The sequence below is a fragment of the Streptomyces narbonensis genome (genome assembly GCF_014649015.1).
In the GTDB taxonomy this organism is placed as follows: Bacteria; Actinomycetota; Actinomycetes; order Streptomycetales; family Streptomycetaceae; genus Streptomyces; species Streptomyces narbonensis.
In genome coordinates, this window is record NZ_BMSF01000001.1 from 648,048 (window position 1) to 664,616 (window position 16,569).

The 16,569-nt window shown below is 74.3% G+C and carries 11 protein-coding genes; 5 read left to right on the plus strand and 6 right to left on the minus strand.

Features of this window, described 5'->3' with window-relative positions; genetic code table 11:
* Positions 1-62: 62 nt before the first annotated feature.
* On the minus strand, positions 63-479 hold the full coding sequence (locus IE124_RS02770; RefSeq protein ID WP_189504366.1) for an organic hydroperoxide resistance protein: 417 nt from the start codon (positions 477-479) through the stop codon (positions 63-65).
* A gap of 122 nt (positions 480-601) precedes the next feature.
* Between IE124_RS02770 and IE124_RS02775 the strand changes: the two genes are divergently transcribed.
* Positions 602-1,084, plus strand: coding sequence for a MarR family winged helix-turn-helix transcriptional regulator (locus IE124_RS02775; RefSeq protein WP_189504368.1), 483 nt, complete (start codon positions 602-604; stop codon positions 1,082-1,084).
* 138 nt (positions 1,085-1,222) lie between these two features.
* On the opposite strand, the gene IE124_RS02780 is transcribed toward IE124_RS02775, so the two are convergent.
* From IE124_RS02780 to IE124_RS02790, 3 genes are read right to left on the minus strand one after another with little or no spacing between them, the layout of a single operon-like run.
* Positions 1,223-2,725, minus strand: a complete 1,503-nt coding sequence (locus IE124_RS02780; RefSeq protein WP_189504371.1) for an MFS transporter — start codon at positions 2,723-2,725, stop codon at positions 1,223-1,225.
* A complete protein-coding gene (locus tag IE124_RS02785; RefSeq protein ID WP_189504373.1) occupies positions 2,722-3,327 on the minus strand; it encodes an NAD(P)H oxidoreductase in 606 nt (201 codons plus the stop codon). Before IE124_RS02785 ends, IE124_RS02780 begins: the two co-directional genes overlap by 4 nt.
* A gap of 51 nt (positions 3,328-3,378) precedes the next feature.
* Positions 3,379-4,206 (minus strand): SDR family oxidoreductase, encoded by an 828-nt coding sequence (locus tag IE124_RS02790; RefSeq protein WP_229832054.1) that lies wholly within the window; start codon positions 4,204-4,206, stop codon positions 3,379-3,381.
* A 146-nt stretch (positions 4,207-4,352) separates the two neighbouring features.
* Between IE124_RS02790 and IE124_RS02795 the strand changes: the two genes are divergently transcribed.
* From IE124_RS02795 to IE124_RS02810, 4 genes are all read left to right on the plus strand, one after another.
* The gene (locus tag IE124_RS02795; protein ID WP_229832056.1) at positions 4,353-8,036 is read left to right on the plus strand and encodes an AfsR/SARP family transcriptional regulator; all 3,684 of its coding nucleotides are present in this window, start codon (positions 4,353-4,355) and stop codon (positions 8,034-8,036) included.
* 67 nt (positions 8,037-8,103) lie between these two features.
* The gene (locus tag IE124_RS02800; protein WP_189504375.1) at positions 8,104-8,550 is read left to right on the plus strand and encodes a GNAT family N-acetyltransferase; all 447 of its coding nucleotides are present in this window, start codon (positions 8,104-8,106) and stop codon (positions 8,548-8,550) included.
* Positions 8,547-9,827, plus strand: coding sequence for an MFS transporter (locus IE124_RS02805; RefSeq protein ID WP_189504377.1), 1,281 nt, complete (start codon positions 8,547-8,549; stop codon positions 9,825-9,827). Before IE124_RS02800 ends, IE124_RS02805 begins: the two co-directional genes overlap by 4 nt.
* A gap of 164 nt (positions 9,828-9,991) precedes the next feature.
* Positions 9,992-13,690, plus strand: a complete 3,699-nt coding sequence (locus tag IE124_RS02810; protein WP_189504379.1) for a S8 family serine peptidase — start codon at positions 9,992-9,994, stop codon at positions 13,688-13,690.
* Positions 13,691-13,753: 63 nt separating this feature from the next.
* Here the strand turns inward: IE124_RS02810 and IE124_RS02815 are convergent, their stop codons facing one another.
* Both IE124_RS02815 and IE124_RS02820 read right to left on the minus strand, forming a co-directional pair.
* Positions 13,754-15,229 carry an acyl-CoA synthetase gene (locus IE124_RS02815; RefSeq protein ID WP_189504381.1) on the minus strand — a complete coding sequence of 492 codons (1,476 nt, stop codon included), beginning with the start codon at positions 15,227-15,229 and terminating at the stop codon, positions 13,754-13,756.
* Positions 15,230-15,290: 61 nt separating this feature from the next.
* The gene (locus tag IE124_RS02820; protein WP_229832095.1) at positions 15,291-16,475 is read right to left on the minus strand and encodes an MFS transporter; all 1,185 of its coding nucleotides are present in this window, start codon (positions 16,473-16,475) and stop codon (positions 15,291-15,293) included.
* Between the last annotated feature and the right edge of the window lie 94 nt (positions 16,476-16,569).

Below are 16,569 nucleotides of genomic sequence, written 5' to 3' on the forward strand. Positions count from 1 at the left end.
CTGACGCGTCGCCACCCCGTACGCGGGATCCCCACCCGTTCCCTCCCCCGAAACCGTCCCGACTACTCGACGACCAGCTCGACCGCGATGTTCCCGCGGGTGGCCTTCGAGTACGGGCAGAAGGCGTGGGTCTTCTCCAGGAGGGCCAGGCCCGCCTCGCCCTGGAGGTGGTCGGGGAACTCGGCGCGCATGACGACCGCGAGGCCGAAGCCGCCGTCCGCCGGGTCCTTGCCGATGGAGACCTCGGCGGTGACCGAGGCCTCGGAGATGTCGATCTTCTCCTGGCGGGCGACGACGCCCATCGCGCTGGCGAAGCAGGCCGCGTACCCGGCGGCGAAGAGCTGCTCGGGGTTGGTGCCCAGGCCGTTGCCGCCGAGGGCCTGGGGGTGGGCGAGCGGGAGGTCGATGTGGCCGTCGGAACTGACGGCGCGGCCCTCGCGGCCGTTGGCGGTGGCGACTGCGGTGTAGATCGCGTCCATGGTTCTTCCGTTCCTGTCCTCGGGGGTGGTGTTCCCTCTGCGGTGTCCTCTCTATTGATAGCGCACGATTCAGTTGTGCACAACTCAATCGCGTGTGAGGTGTCCTCGCGTATCCTGGAGGCATGGAGACGCTCGACACGGTCCCGGACGAGGATTTCCTCCGGCTCGACCACCAGATCTGCTTCTCGCTGCACGCGGCGACCCGCGCCTTCAACGGCGTCTACCGCGAGGCGCTCAAGGAGCTCGGGCTCACCTATCCCCAGTACCTCGTCATGCTCGTGCTCTGGGAGCACGGCGAGCTGCCCGTGAAGGGGATCGGGGAGCGGCTGCGGCTCGACTCGGGGACCCTGTCCCCGCTGCTCAAGCGGCTCGAGGCCGCCGGATACGTCGAGCGGCGCCGCAGCCCCGAGGACGAGCGGTCCGTCACCGTGCGGCCGACCGGCGCAGGGACCGCGCTGAAGGAGAAGGCGCTCGGCGTCCCGCGCCGGATCGCCGCCGCGACCGGCCTCCCGCTGGAGGACATCCGCGACCTGCGGGAACGGCTCGACGCCCTGGCCGTCCGGCTCGACGGGGTCGACCCGGACGCCCTCGGCTCCTGCACCTGAACCACCGAGGACGCATGCGGCCGTCGGCTCCCGGGTGCCCCGCGGCCGGGGAACGCCGACTTCCCCCGGAGGGCGGACCGCCCTCCGGGGGAATGGATGGAGCTCTCTCGGTGGTCGTGCGGGGGCCCCGGGAGCGGCTCACGTGCGGGGGACGCCCCGCAGGAGGGTGAGGACCACGACCGCCGTCACCAGGGCGAAGGCCGCGCTCAGCCCCGAGGCCGTGTGCAGGGCCGTGGTGAACGCCTCCCTGGCCTGGGCGATCACGCCGTCGTCGGTCAGGGAGAGCGCCGCGCCCAGGCTCTCGTGGGCCGCCGCCGGGGCGTCCGCCGGGATGCCCGTGCGGTAGACGGCCACCGCGACGCTGCCGGTCACCGCGATCCCCAGGGCCAGCCCCAGGTCGTAGGCCGTCTGCCCGGTGGCCGCCGCCGCGCCCGCCTTCTCCGGAGGGGCGGCACCGACCGCGAGCGCCGTACCGAGGACGCTGATCGGCGCCGCGCCGAACATGATCACGGCGAGGCCCAGGGCGGCCGCGGTCACCCCGGAGGCCAGGGCGACCACCGCGTACCCGACGAGGGAGACGAGGAGCCCGCCGGCCAGGACGAAGGCAGGGCGGACGCGGGCGGCCACGAACGGCGTCAGCTGCGAACCGGCGATCAGGGCGGCCGCCCCCGGCAGCAGCCACAGTCCCGCGTCGAGCGGGGAGAGGCCGGCGACCGACTGGAGGTACTGCGGGATCAGGTACTCGACGCCGTTCAGCGCGGTCATCCCCAGGAGCAGGGCGAGCAGTGCGCCCGTGAAGGCCCGGCTCCTGAAGAGCCCGAGGTCCAGGAGCGGCGTCGCGAGCCGGTTCTGGCGGCGGGCGAAGAGGGCGGTGAAGGCTCCGCCGAGGGCGAAGGCGACCGCCGCCTCGGCCGTCGGGCCGTGCGCGGCCAGCGACTTCACGCCGTACACCAGCGGCAGCACCGCGAGGAGGAAGAGGGCCACGCTCGCCGCGTCGAGCCGGCCCGGCTTCGGGTCGCGGTACTCGGGCAGCAGCAGTGGGGCCGTGACCAGCGCGATCAGCATGACCGGCAGGCCCATCAGGAAGACCGACCCCCACCACCAGGCCGCGAGCAGCACCCCGCCGACGATCGGTCCGACAGCGAGGCCGACGGAGAGGGCGGTGACCCACATCGCGATGGCCGTGGCCCGCTGCCGGGCGTCCGCGAACATGTGGCTGATCAGGGCGAGCGTGGACGGCAGGACCGCCGCGCCGGCCACCCCGAGGAGGGCGCGGGCCGCGATCAGCGTCCCGGCGTTCGGGGCGTACGCGGCGAGCACCGAGGCGAGCAGGAAGCCCGCCGAGCCCGCCATCAGGAGCTTGCGCCGGCCGAGCCGGTCCCCGAGGGTGCCCATGATGACGAGGGTCGCCGCGGTGAGGAAGCCGTAGATGTCGGTGATCCACAGCAACTGGGCGCCGCTGGGCCGGAGATCGGCGGAGAGGTACGGGGTGGCCAGCCACAGCACCCCGAGGTCGGCCGTCATCAGGGTGACGGGGAGCAGGAGGACGGCGAGGCCGAGCCACTGGCGGGCCCCGGCCTTCGCGGGCGCCGCCTGGGGCGGGGAGACTTCGGGCCGGGCCGTGTCACGGGTCGTGGTCATCGCGAGAGCACTCCTTCCAGTGCCGCGTCCGCCTCGGCCAGCAGGGTCCGGACGCGCTCCGGGCGCCGGTCCTTCGGGACTCCGGCGAGCTCGGTGCCGTACACGATCCGTACGGACGCGTCCTTGATCCCGCAGTACTCCGAGACCCCGAGGCGCAGTTGGGTGTCCACGACGGCGGACAGGCCCTGGGCCTCGATCTCCTGGGCGGACTGGCCCATGAGGGCCAGCCACAGCATCCGCTTGGCGGCCAGACGGGGCTTGCTGCGCCCGTAGGCGAAGCCGTAGTTCCACACCCGGTCGATCCAGCCCTTGAGGACGGCGGGCGGCGCCATCCACCACACGGGGAAGACGACCACGATGTCGTCGGCGGCCAGGATGCGCTCCATGTGGGCGTGGACCTCGGGCGAGTACCTCTTCTCCCGGTCCTCCCAGTCCGGCTCGTCGGCCGGCCGCAGGACGGGGTCGAAGCCCTCGGCGTACAGATCGAGCACGTCGACGGTCCCTCCCTGGTCCTTCAGGCGGGCGTGGGCGAGGTCGGCGACCTGGGCGGTGAGCGAGTCGGAGCGGGGGTGGGCGTGGACGAGGAGGGTGTGCGGGGCCATGGCGGCGGGTCCTTCGGGGGAGGTGTGGGAGGGGAGGCGAGGGGTGACGGGTCAGAAGCCGAGGCCGGAGCCGCCGCTCGCGTCGATGTTCTGGCCCGTCACCCAGCGGGCGGCGTCGGAGGCGAGGAAGCCGACGACATCGGCCACGTCCCCCGGCTGGCCCACCCGGTTGAAGACGGAGAAGCCGGCGGCGTGCGCCTTGGCCGCGGGGTCGGCCATCCACGGGTGGATGTCGGTCTCGATCGTGCCCGGCGAGACGGCGTTGACCGTGATGCCCCGGGAGCCGAGGGTCTGGGCGAGGGTCAGGGTCAGCACCTCGACGGCGCCCTTGGACGCGGCGTACGAAGTCATGCCGGGGAAGGCGACCTTGGTGACCCCGGAGGAGATGTTGACGATCCGGCCGCCGTCGCGCAGCCGGCCGAGCCCCTGCTTGATGATGAAGAACGGCGCCTTGGCGTTGACCGCGAAGACCCGGTCGTAGTCGGCCTCCTCGACCTCGTGGATCAGGCCGGGGCCGGCGATCCCGGCGTTGTTGACGAGGATGTCGAGGCCGCCGTCCTGGCCCGCCCCGGCGTCGAAGGCGCTCCAGAGGGCCTCGGCGTCGCCGGGGAGGCCCAGTTCGGCGCGGATCGCGAAGGCGCTGCCGCCGGCCGCCTCGATCGCGGCGACCGTCTCCTTCGCCGCCGTCTCGTTGCCGGCGTAGTGGACGGCGACGCGGGCGCCGTCGGCGGCGAGGCGGAGGGCGATGGCCCGGCCGATGCCCCGGCTTGCGCCGGTGACGAGGGCGGTCTTGCCAGCGAGGGAGGGGGTGGCGACGGTGGCGACGGCGGTGGTGACGGCGGTGGCGACGGTGGTGACGGCGGTGGTGTCGGTGCTCATGGCGGGCTCCTCGTGAGTGTCTGTCGTGTCGTTTCCTGCTGACGGGAACGACTCTGCCGGGCGGGTGTTCGGGTCCGGCTCGGATCCTGTTCGGGCCTGGTCAGGGCTCTGTTCGGGCCCGGTTCGGGCCGGGTTACGGTGGCCGCATGCGATTCGCGGTGCTGGGGGAGACGTCCGTAGGGACCGAGGACGGGCAGCCGGTCCGGGTGCCGGAGCTCAAGGTGCGGGCCCTGCTCGCGGCCCTGCTCGTCGACGCGGGCCGGCCGGTCGCGGCGTACCGGCTCGTCGACGACCTGTGGGGCGACGAACCGCCCGGCAGCCCGCTGCGGGCCCTCCAGGCCAAGGTCTCCCAACTGCGCCGCGCCCTGGAGGAGGCCGAGCCCGGCGGGCGCGAGCTCGTCCTCACGCGGGCCCCCGGCTATCTGCTCGCCGTGCCCGAAGGGGCCCTGGACGCCCACCGGTTCGCGGCGCTCACCGCCCGCGCCCGGGACACGGCGGAGCCGCGCCCCCGGGCGGAGCTGCTCGGCGAGGCCCTCGGGCTGTGGCGGGGGCCGGCGTTCGCGGACTTCGCTGCCGAGCCCTTCGCCCGGGCGGCGGCCGACCGGCTGGAGGAGGAGCGGCTCTCCGTGCGCGAGGCGCTGGCGGAGACGCGCCTGCTGCTCGGCGAACATGACTTCGTCGTGGGGGAGTTGGCCGAGCTGGTGGCCCGTCACCCGCTGCGCGAACGGCTGCGCGCCGTGCAGCTGCGGGCCTTGTACCGGGCAGGCCGGCAGAGCGAGGCGCTCGCGGGATACGAGGAGCTGCGCGCCCTCCTCGCCGACGAGCTCGGACTCGACCCGAGTCCCGAACTGGCCGCGCTCCACACGGCGATGCTGCGACAGGACGCGGACCTGTCGGGGCCGGGGCCGGTGTCTGTGCCTGGGCCGGTGCCGGTGCCGGTGCCGGTGTCTGTGCCTGCGCCCTCGCCTGGGTCTGTGCCTGGGCCCGGGTCTGTGCCTGTGTCTGTGCCTGGGCCTGGGCCTGGGCCTGGGCCCGGGTCTGGGTCTGTGCCGGTGTCCGCGCCTGTTGCTGCCTTTGCGTCTGCCTCTGCCACCGCCTCTGCCCCTGCCCCCGCGCCTTCGTCCACCTCGGCCGGTGGGTTCGCGCGGGGCAACCTTCCCGTGCCGCTCAGCGGGATCGTCGGCCGTGACGAGGCGGTGGCGGAGGTGACCGGGCTGCTGCGCGAGCGGCGGCTCGTCACCCTGACCGGACCCGGCGGCGTCGGGAAGACCCGGCTGGCCGTCGAGGCGGCACGGCGGGTGGAGGAGGCCTTCCCGGACGGCGCGTGGCTCGTCGAGTTCGCCGGTGCGGGAGGCGAGCTCGCCGAGGTCGTCGCCGCCGCGCTCGAACTGCGCGACGACGGCGTGTGGGGGCTGCGGCCCGACGGAGAGCGGCCGCCCACCACGGCGGAGCGGCTCGCCGAGGTCCTGCGCGGGCGGCGCGCGCTGCTCGTCCTGGACAACTGCGAGCACGTCGTCGACGAGGCCGCCTCCCTCGCCGAACTCCTGCTGCGTGCCGCGCCGGGCCTCGTCGTCCTGACGACGAGCCAGGAGCCGCTGGCGCTCGCGGGCGAGACGCTGTGGGCGGTGGAGCCGCTCGACGCGGACGGCGCGGTCGCGCTGTTCACCGCCCGGGCGACCGCCTCCTCGCCGGGCATCGCGCTCGACGCTTCGGCCCGGGAGGCCGTACGGGGGATCTGCCGCCGCCTCGACGGCATCCCGCTCGCCCTGGAGCTGGCCGCGACCCGGGTCCGCGCGCTCGGCGTGCATGGGCTCCTGGAGCGGCTCGACGACCGGTTCCGGCTGCTCGACGCGGGCCTGCGCGGTGCGCCCGCCCGGCAGCAGACGCTCCGGGCGGTCATCGACTGGAGCTGGGACCTGCTGGGCGCCCCGGAGCGGACGGTCCTGCGCCGCCTCGCCGTCCACGCGGAGGGCTGCACGCTGGCGGCGGCGGAGCGGGTCTGCTCGGGGGAGGGCGACGTGGCCGTCGCCGACGTCCTCGGGCTGCTCGTGCGGCTCGTGGACCGCTCGCTCGTCGTGGCCGTCGACGGGCCGGACGGTCCGCGCTACCGGCTGCTGGAGTCCGTGGCCGCGTACTGCCTCGAACGGCTGGCGGACGCGGGCGAGACCGAGGCCGTACGGGAACGCCACCTCGCGTACTACCTCCGCGTCGCGGAGGAGGCCGGGACCGCCCTGCGCGGCCCCGACCAGCGCCGCCGCCTCGCCCGCCTCGACGCCGAGACCCCGAACCTGCGGGCGGCCCTCGACCGGGCGCTCACCGAGACCGGCCGCGCGGGGTCCGCGCTCCGGCTCGTCGACGCGCTCGCCTGGTACTGGATCATGCGCGGCCGGCTCGGCGAGGCGCTCCGCTCGGCGACCGCGGCCCTGCGGGTGCCGCCGGCCGACGGCGGCGAGGCCGGGACAGAGCCCGGACTCGCCGCTCTCCGGGCCCGGGTGGGCGTCTGGCGCACGGGGCTCGCGGTCATGGGCGGCGACGGGACGGACCGGCGCCGCCTGATCGAGGAAGCCCTGGCGGCCTACGAAGCGGCGACGACGGACGCGACGGAAGGTGCCGCCCCGGCCGCCCCGGCCGCCCCGGCCGCCCCGGCCGCTGCGACCGCCCCGGCCGCTGCGACCGGCCCGACCGCCCCGGCCGCCGTGGTCGGCTCACCCGCCGTGAGGGCTCTGCCCGACGAGGCCGGCTCGACCGGAGCGACCGGTTCGACGACGGGCCTGACCGGCCCGACCGCCCCGGCCGCCGCCCCAGCCCCCTCCGCCATCACCCCCTCCACCTACGAAAGCGCCGCCGGCCTTCCCTGGGCGCGTTGGTTCCTCGCCCACGCGCTCTGCGGTACCGGCAGCCAGGTCGAGGGCGGTGAGCTGACCGGTGGCGCCCTCGACGGCTTCCGGGCCCGTGGCGACCGCTGGGGCGAGGCCGCCGCGCTCGCGGATCGTTCCGTACAGCTCCTGCTCCGGGGCGACGTGGCGGGCGCGGAGGCCGACGCGGCCCGTTCCGACGCGCTGTTCGCCGAGCTCGGCGACGCCTGCTCCCGGCTGTGGACCGTCTACCCGCTCGCGACCGCCGCCGAGATCCGCGGCGAGTACGAGCGCGCCGACCGTCTCAAGAGGGCCGGTCTGGCGGCGGCCGAGAGCTTCGGCCTGACGACCGAGGTGCCCGACCTGCTCGCCGGGCTCGGCCGTACGGCCCTGCTCCGGGGCGATCTCGCCGAGTGCCGGACCTATCACGAGGCCGCCAGGGACCGGGCCGCCGAGGTCGGCTTCCGCGCGGGCCAGATCAACGCCGTCCTCGGCCTCGGCCTGGGCGCCCGGCGAGAGGGCCTCCACGAGGAGGCCGAGCGCCACATGCGGGAGGTCCTCGACTGGCACCGTTCGGTCGGCCTCGACTCGGCCAACGCCCTGATCCTGGCCGAACTCGGCTTCTCGGCGCTCGCGCGCGGTGACCTGGCGCAGGCCCTGAAGCTCCAGGAGGAGGGGTACGGCACCGCGCTGACCTCGGGCGACCCGAGGGCGGTCGCGCTCGCCCTGGAGGGCCTGGCCTCTGCGCACGCCCCGGCCGGCCGGGCCCGGGGCGCCGCGCTCCTGCTCGGCGCGGCGGCCGCGCTGCGCGCCTCGACGGGCGCGCCGCTGCCCCCGGCGGAGCGCGCCGACGTCGACCGTACGGAGGCGGCGGCCCGCGCCGCCCTCGGCGAGGAGGCCTTCGTGGCGGCATTCGCCCACGGCACGAACCTCACGCACGGCAGCGCCGTGAGCGAGGCGGCCCACGAGGACTGAAGGCCCCCCATCCCACGTTCACCAAACTGTAAGGAGTAACTGGCACCTACGCCCCTATACTCGCCCCATGCCCGACATCACCATCCGGCGCGCCACCGCCGACGACTCCAAGCGGCTCACCCGGCTCGTCCGGACCTCCGCCGCCTACCGGGGCGACTACGCCGCCATGGTCGACGGGTACCAGGTCGGCGGGGCGTACATCGAGCACCACCGCGTCTTCGCCGCCGTCGACGGGAACGACCGGGTGCTCGGGTTCTACGCCCTCCTCGTCGACGAGGCCGAGCTCGACCTCGCCTTCGTCGCCGACTCCGCCCAGGGCCTCGGCATCGGACGACTGCTCATGGAGCACATGACCGGGCAGGCCAGGGCCGCCGGACTGCATGCCGTACGGGTCGTCGCGCATCCGCCCGCCGAGGAGTTCTACCTGCGCACCGGTGCCGTCCGCACCGGCACCCTCCCGCCCGCCGGACGGATCCACTGGGCCCGCCCCGAGCTGCGGTACGACGTCGCGTGACCGCCACCGAGAAGCAGCACGAGCAGCAGCCCGAGCAGGGCGAACAGGCCCGCCGCAGGGTCTTCGCCGACCTCACCCCGCTCCGGACCTCCGCCGACTACCGCCGCCTCTGGTTCGGGAGCACCGTCTCCTGGGTCGGCCAGGGCATGACCGCCCTCGCCGTCTCCCTCCAGGTGTACGAGATCACCCGCTCGCCCTTCTCCGTCGGGCTCGTCGGGCTGTTCTCCCTCGTCCCGCTCGTCGTCTTCGGCCTGTACGGCGGCGCCGTCGCCGACACCGTCGACCGCCGCAAGCTCGGTCTCGCCAGCGCCCTCGGCTCCGCCGTCCTGTCCGTGGCCCTCGCGGGCGCCGCCTTCGCCGGCTTCCACCGCGTCTGGTTCCTCTACGGGATCGTCGCCCTCCAGGCCGTGTGCGCCGCGCTCAACGCGCCCGCCCGCAGTTCGATGATCCCCCGGCTCCTGCCGCCCGAGCAGCTGCGCGCCGCCAACGCGCTCAACTCGATGGTGATGACCTTCGGGACGCTCGTCGGGCCCAGCCTCGGCGGTCTGATCGTCGGCGTCGCCGGCTTCCAGGCCGCGTACCTCGTCGACGCCCTCGCCTTCTCCGCGAGCCTCTACGCGATGTGGCGCCTGCCGTCCATGCTCCCGGACCGGACGGGGAGCAAGAGGGCGTCCGTCCTCGACGGGCTGCGCTTCCTCGCCACCCGCCCCAACCTGCGCATGACGTTCTTCTCCGACTTCTGCGCGATGATCCTGGCCCACCCCCGCGCCCTGTTCCCGGCCGTCGCCGTGCTCTGGTACGGCGGGGACGCGAAGACCACCGGACTCCTCGTCGCCGCGCCCGCGTTCGGGGCGCTCCTCGGCGGCGTCCTCTCCGGCTGGCAGGGACGTATCCGCCACCACGGGCAGGCGATCCTGATCGCCGTCGCCTGCTGGGGCACCGCCATCGCCGTCTTCGGGCTGACCCGGAACCTCTGGCTCGGGCTGCTCCTGCTCGCGCTGGCCGGCTACTCGGACACCGTCTCGATGATCTTCCGGAACACGATGATGCAGGTCGCCGCGCCCGACGAGATGCGCGGCCGGCTCCAGGGCGTCTTCATCGTGGTCGTCGCGGGCGGGCCCCGGCTCGGCGACTTCCTCGCGGGCTCCGTCGCCGACCTGACGTCACCGGCCGTCGCCATCACGGGCGGTGGCATCGCCTGCGTCCTCGCCATCGGCCTCCTGGCCCTCTACGGCCGCCGTTTCCGCCGGTACGACGCACTCGACCCCACTCCGTGAGGCTCCGTGCGGGTTTCGACCCGAAGCAGCCGTCCTGACCTGGCGGTTGGCCGCCACGGCACATAACCGCCAGGACCGACGGGAGTCAACTTCCGCCCCGGAGGCGAAGACTCCTCGCGGCACCCGGAATACCCCCTACCCCGGGTCCGCGAGGAGTTTCGTCGATGACGTCGAGGATCACCCCCTTCGGCAGAGGGAGGGCCGGCCTGCTCGCCGCCGGCATCTCGCTCGTGATGCTCTCGGCCGGGCAGACCGCCGCCGCGCCGGGCACCACCACCCCCGTACCCGCGACCTTCACCGGGGCCAAGGGCACGGGCACCAGCACCACCGTCACCCTCCTCACCGGAGACCGCGTCACCCTCACCGATCTCGGCGACGGCAAGCAGACCGTCACCGTCGACCGGGCCGAGGGCGCCACCGGCGCGATACGCACCCAGGTCGTCGACGGACGCGTCACGGTCGTCCCCGACGAGGCCGCCCCCTATCTGGCCTCCGGTGCGCTCGATCCTCGCCTCTTCGACGTCACGGGCCTCGCCGAGCAGGGCTTCACCGGCGAACTGCCGCTGATCGTCACGTACGGAGCCAAGGGCGCCCGGGCAGCCGCCCCCGCCCCGCGCGGCGCCGAGACCGTCCGCGCCCTCCCCAGCATCGGCGGCGCGGCCGTCACCGCCACCGACCCCGCCGCCTTCTGGCAGGGCTTCACGGCGAAGGGCGCGACCTCCCGCGCCGCCGCCCCCGGCAAGGTCTGGCTCGACGGCCGGGTCGAGGCCGCCATGGCCGACTCCAACGTCCAGATCGGCACCCCGAAGGCCTGGGAGGCCGGCCTCACCGGCAAGGGCGTCAAGGTCGCCGTCCTCGACACCGGCGCCGACCTCGCCCACCCCGACCTCGGCGGCCGGGTCGCCGAGAGCAAGTCCTTCATCGAGGGCCAGGAGGTCGCCGACCGCAACGGCCACGGCACGCACGTCGCCTCCACCGTCGGCGGCTCCGGCGCCGCGAGCGACGGCAAGGAGCAAGGCGTCGCCCCCGGCGCCACCCTCGCCGTCGGCAAGGTCCTCAGCGACGAGGGCTCCGGCTCCGAGTCGCAGATCATCGCCGGCATGGAGTGGGCCGCCAAGGACATCGACGCGAAGATCGTCTCGATGAGCCTCGGCTCCCGCGAACCGAGCGACGGCACCGACCCGATGGCGCAGGCCGTCAACACCCTCACCGCCGAGACCGGCGCCCTCTTCGTCATCGCCGCCGGGAACTCCGGCTACCCCGGCTCCATCGGCTCGCCCGGCACCGCCGACTCCGCGCTCACCGTCGGCGCCGTCGACTCCGCCGACGAGGCCGCCTACTTCACGAGCCAGGGCCCCCGCTACGGCGACCAGGCCCTCAAGCCCGACCTCTCCGCCCCGGGCGTCGACATCCTCGCCGCCCGCTCCCAGCTCGTCGCCGGCAGCGGCCCCTACACCTCGATGAGCGGTACGTCGATGGCGACCCCGCACATCGCCGGCGTCGCCGCGCTGCTCGCCGAGAAGCACCCCGACTGGACCGGCGCCCAGCTCAAGAACGCCCTGATGTCCTCGTCGAAGACGCTCGACGCCTCCGCGTACGCCCTCGGCGCCGGCCGGGTCGACGTCGCCGCCGCGATCGCCGCGAACATCACGGCCACCGGCTCCGCCGACCTCGGCTTCGCCTCCTGGCCGTACGAGGAGAACAAGCCGGTCACCAAGACCGTCACCTACACCAACTCCTCCGACGCGCCGGTCGAGTTGAACCTCGCCGTCGAGGGCATGCCTGCCGGGGTCGCCGCCCTCGCCGACACCACCCTCACCGTCCCCGCCCACGGCTCCGCGAGCACCACCGTCACGGGCGACGGCACCAAGGCCCCCGTCGGGCAGTCCTCCGGCCGGATCACCGCCACCGCCGGCGGCGCCCCCGTCGCGCACACCGCGCTCGGCCTGGTCAAGGAGGAGGAGCGCTACACCCTCACCGTCCACGTCAAGGACCGCGACGGCGCCCCCACCGCGGCCTTCCTCGGCATGAAGAAGCTGGCCGGCGGCGAGGATCCCTTCCCGGCGGCCGTCGGCGACTCGGGCACCGTGCAACTGCGCCTCAAGCCCGGCACGTACACCGTCGACACGTTCCTCGACGTGCGCGGCTCGCACGGCGCGGACTCCCTCGGCCTCGGCTTCCTCACCGCTCCCGAGGTCGTCCTCGACCGCGACCGGGAGATCACCCTCGACGGACGGCAGCTGCGCGAGATCCGCGCCGAGGTCGAGAAGCGGACCGAGTCCCGGCAGCTCCTCATGGAGTACGACCGGAAGGCGAACGGGACCTCCTACACGGACATCGTCCAGGTGCCCATGACCTACGACTCCCTCTTCGCCGCGCCGACCGCGCCCGTCACCAACGGCACCTTCGAGTACCGGACCGTCTGGCGCCTCGGCAAGCCGACGGTGGAGGCGAGCGTCGACGGCGTCCGCCTCTCCGGCGCCACCGCGCAGGGCGGCGCGACCCTCCTCGAAGGCCGCCACCGCCTCGGCCTCGTCGACGCCGGCACCGGAACCCCCGCCGAGTACACGGGCAAGGACGCCTCCGGCAAGGCCGTCCTCGTCCGGCTCACCGCCGGAGCCGACCCGACGCAGCTGGCCCAGACCGCCCAGGACGCGGGAGCCATGGCCCTGTTCGTCACCGACGACCAGCCGGGCCGGCTGATGAAGTGGTTCGGCACCGCCGACTACGAGGACCGGCCGCTCTCCGTCGCCACCGTCAACACCGCCGACGCGAAGCGGCTCGCCGCCGGCGCGGCCCGGGGCCAGCGCGTCGACCTGACCGGCACCCGCTTCACCCCGTTCACCTACGACCTCTCCGAGGGTCACCCCCGCGCCATCGGCAAGGACCTCGTCTTCCGGCCCGACGAGGACGAACTGGCCACGATCCGCTCCACCTTCCACGCGCCGACCAAGCGCGCCGAGCTGGGCGGCGAGTTCCGCTACTCGATCACCGACACCTTCCCGATCGGCGTCGGCTTCAAGGAGTGGATCGGCTTCCCGACCGAGCGCACCGAGTACGTCTCCACCGGCACCGGCCAGCGCTGGCACGAGTCCGTCGACCTCGGCGACTCCCTCGAAGAGCGCGGCGGCACCCCCTCCTACAAGGGCGGCAGCCGCGTCGACCTCGACTGGTTCGGCCCCGTCTGGCACCCCTGGCTCGGCACCGGCCTCGGCTGGGGCCAGCAGCGCACCGGCAACGACCTGCGCTTCAACACCCCCGGCTGGGGCGACTCGGGCACCGACCACACCGGCTTCGGCAACGTGTGGGGCGACGACTCGATGACCCAGTACACCGAGGTGTACGTCGACGGCGTCCGCGTCGACCGGAAGAAGAGCTCCGGCGCCTACGCCTGGGACGCCCCGGCGCAGGAGGCGACCTACAAGGTCGTCACCGACACCACGCTCGACCCGGCCCGCTGGCGGCTCGCGACCAAGGGCCACACCGAGTGGACCGTCCGCTCGGCCGAGACCCCGAGCGACCGGATCACCTACCTGCCGATGCTCAACCTCGGCTTCGACCTGGACACCGACATCAACGGCGACGTCCGGGCCGGAAGCAGGCTGCCCGTACGGACCTTCGCGGAGTACGTGAAGGGCGCGGCCGGCACCGGAAAGATCACCGGCGGCACCCTGGACGTCTCCTACGACGAGGGCAGGACCTGGTCGAAGGTCGCCCTCAAGCCCTCGTGGCGCGGCGCCTCCTGGACCGGTGAGCTGCGGATCCCGGCCGGGGCGGGCTCCGTCTCGCTGCGGGCGGGCGCGAGCGACGACCAGGGCGGCACGGTCACCCAGGAACTCGTCCGCGCGCTCGGCGTGAAGTAGCGCCGACCCCGTACGAGGCCGGGCCCCGGTGAGCCGGGGGCCCGGCCTCTTCCTCTGCCTTCGTCAGCGAGCCGCCGGGAGCGCCTTCTTCAGGATCTTGCCCATGTCGTTGCGGGGGAGCGCCTCCAGGTAGCGCACCACCCGCGGCCGCTTGTGCGGGGCGAGCAGGCCGGCCACGTGCTCCGCGAGCTCCGTCTCGGCCGGTGGCGCCGAAGCGTCCGCCGGCACGACCCAGGCCACGATCCGCTCGCCCAGGTCCGGGTCCGGCTCGCCCGTGACGGCAGCCTCCCGGACGCCGGGGTGGTCGAGGAGCGCGTTCTCGATCTCGCCCGCCCCGATCTTGTAGCCGCCGCTCTTGATCAGGTCGGTCGCCTTGCGGCCCACCAGGCGCACCGCGCCGTCCGCCTCGCGGACGGCCATGTCGCCGGTGCGGAACCAGTCGCCGTCGAAGGCCGCGGCCGTCGCGTCCGGCCGGTTCAGGTAGCCGGAGAAGAGGTTCGGGCCGCGGACCTGCACCTCGCCGACCGTCTCCCCGTCGTACGCGCCCAGCACGGAACCGTCCTCGTCCACCAGCCGCAGGCCGACGCCCGCGAGCGGGGTCCCGACGCTGCCCGGCCGGGGCTCGCCGCCGGGCCGCACGCCGGTGTTCATGAGCGTCTCCGTCATCCCGTACCGCTCCACGACCGCCCGGCCCGTCGCCGCCGTGATCCGCTCGTGGTCGTGCACCGGCAGCGCCGCCGAGCCCGAGACGAGGAGCCGCGCCCCCGTCAGCGCCTCCGTGAGGCGGGCGTCCTCGCCGAGCGCGTCCGCGATCCGGTGGTACATGGTCGGTACGCCGAACAGCATCGTGCCGCCCCCGGCGCCCAGCTCCCGCGCCACGCCCTCCACCGAGAACGCCCCCAGGTGCCGGACCTCGCCGCCCCGCCGCAGCGGGCCCAGGATGCCGAGGATCAGCCCGTGGACGTGGAACAGCGGCAGCGCGTGCACGAGCACGTCGTCCGCCGTCCACTCCCAGGCCTCCGCCAGCGCGTCGAGGGAGGCGGCGATCGCCCGCCGGGAGAGCACGACACCCTTCGGGGGGCCGGTGGTGCCCGAGGTGTAGACGACGAGGGCGGGGGACTCGGCGTCGTCCGGTTCCGTCACCGCGGCCGCGGGCCCGGCCGCCGGAGCGAGGTCCACGTCGATCCGGGGGAGCGCGGCGAGTCCGGTCGGCAGCTCGTCCTTCGGAGCCGCGAGCACCGCGCCGGGCGCGCTGTCGCCGAGGATGTGCGCCAGCTCCCGCTCGCCCGTGCGCGGATTGAGCGGTACGGCGGGCACGCCCGCGAGCAGGGCGGCCACCACCGCGACCGCCGTGTGCGCGCTCGGCGTGGCCCAGACGGCGACCCGGCCCGTGCCCCCGATCCGTACCGCGAGGGCCCCGGCGGCGCGGGCCAGTCCGGCGTACGTCAGCGTGTCCGGGCCGCAGCGCAGCGCGGGCCGGCCGGAACCGGCCCCCACTGCGGGGGAACGGGTATCCAGGGCGGGGAAGAGCGCACTCACCGGTCGTACTCCTCGGGTCGATGTCGAGGTCGAGGGTTGCCCGGTGAATTCTGCCCGCCCATCAGGGCTGACGGACTGTGATCTTCGTCGGCTCGGGCTCCGGCTCCGCCCCGCCCGGCCGGATCGAGCGCATCCGCCCGTAGGCGTACACACAGCCCGCGAGCGCCAGGTCGGAGAGGAGCATGAAGCCGATCGAGTACGAGTCCTTGGCGCTGTAGATCGCGCCCATCACCAGCGGCGGCACGAAGCCGCCGAGGCCGCCCATCGCGCCGACGATGCCGGTGACGCTGCCGACCTGGGCCTGCGGTGTGACCTGCGAGACCAGGGCGAAGACGGAGCCGCTCGCCGTGCCGAGACCGGCGGCCATGACGAGCAGGGCGATCGTGCCGCCCGGGTTCAGCTTCGGGTCGAAGGCCTGGACGATCGCGAAGACGGCGACCACCCCGAGCGCGCCGGCCGTCACGACCGCCGGGTGGACCCGGTCCGAGAGCCAGCCGCCGATCGGCCGGAAAACGACGGTGACCAGGGCGAAGCCGGCGGCCTTGGTGCCCGCGTCCGTCGGGTCGAGCTCGTACCAGGTCTTCAGGTACGTCGGCAGGTAGACGCCGAAGGCGACGATGCCGCCGAAGCCGATCGCGTACAGAGCCGACAGCTCCCACGTCACCCGCAGCCGCCCCGCCGAGCCGAGCCGGCTCGCGAGGGAGGCGGTGGGCACGGGCCGGTCGGGCCGGTCGGTGATGAGGAGCGCGGCCAGCACCGCGTACACGGCGAGCGCGATCGCCACCACGATGAAGGGGAGGTTCTCGCCGTGCTCGGCGATCCGGGGCGTGAAGTAGCCGGAGAGCGCGACGCCGCCCATGCCCATGCCGAAAACACCGAGCGCGAGACCGCGCTTGGCCGGCGGGAACCAGGAGTTGACCAGCGGGATGCCGATGGCGAACGTCGTGCCGCCGAGGCCGAGGAGGAAGCCGACGACCAGCATCAGGGCGTAGCTGTCCTTGGCGACGATCAGGAGGAGCACGGGGACGATCGTCAGTGCCGAGACGACCGGGAACATCAGCTTCGCGCCGTACTTGTCGGTCAGCGCCCCGGCCGGGATGCGGCCCACCGAGCCGACCAGGACGGGCACCGCGACGAGCAGCGACTGCTGGAAGGAGCTCAGGCCGAGCCGGTCGCCGTACCAGCTCGCGATCGGCGCGATCAGGTCCCACGCCCAGAAGGTGAGCGTGAAGCCGATGGTGGCCATCACCAGATTGCGGTAGGCCGCCGCTGTCGGGGTCTTGGTCTCGGTGTCCACGCCACCAGTCAAGATCCCGACGGAGGCCGGGGCGCGCCGGACT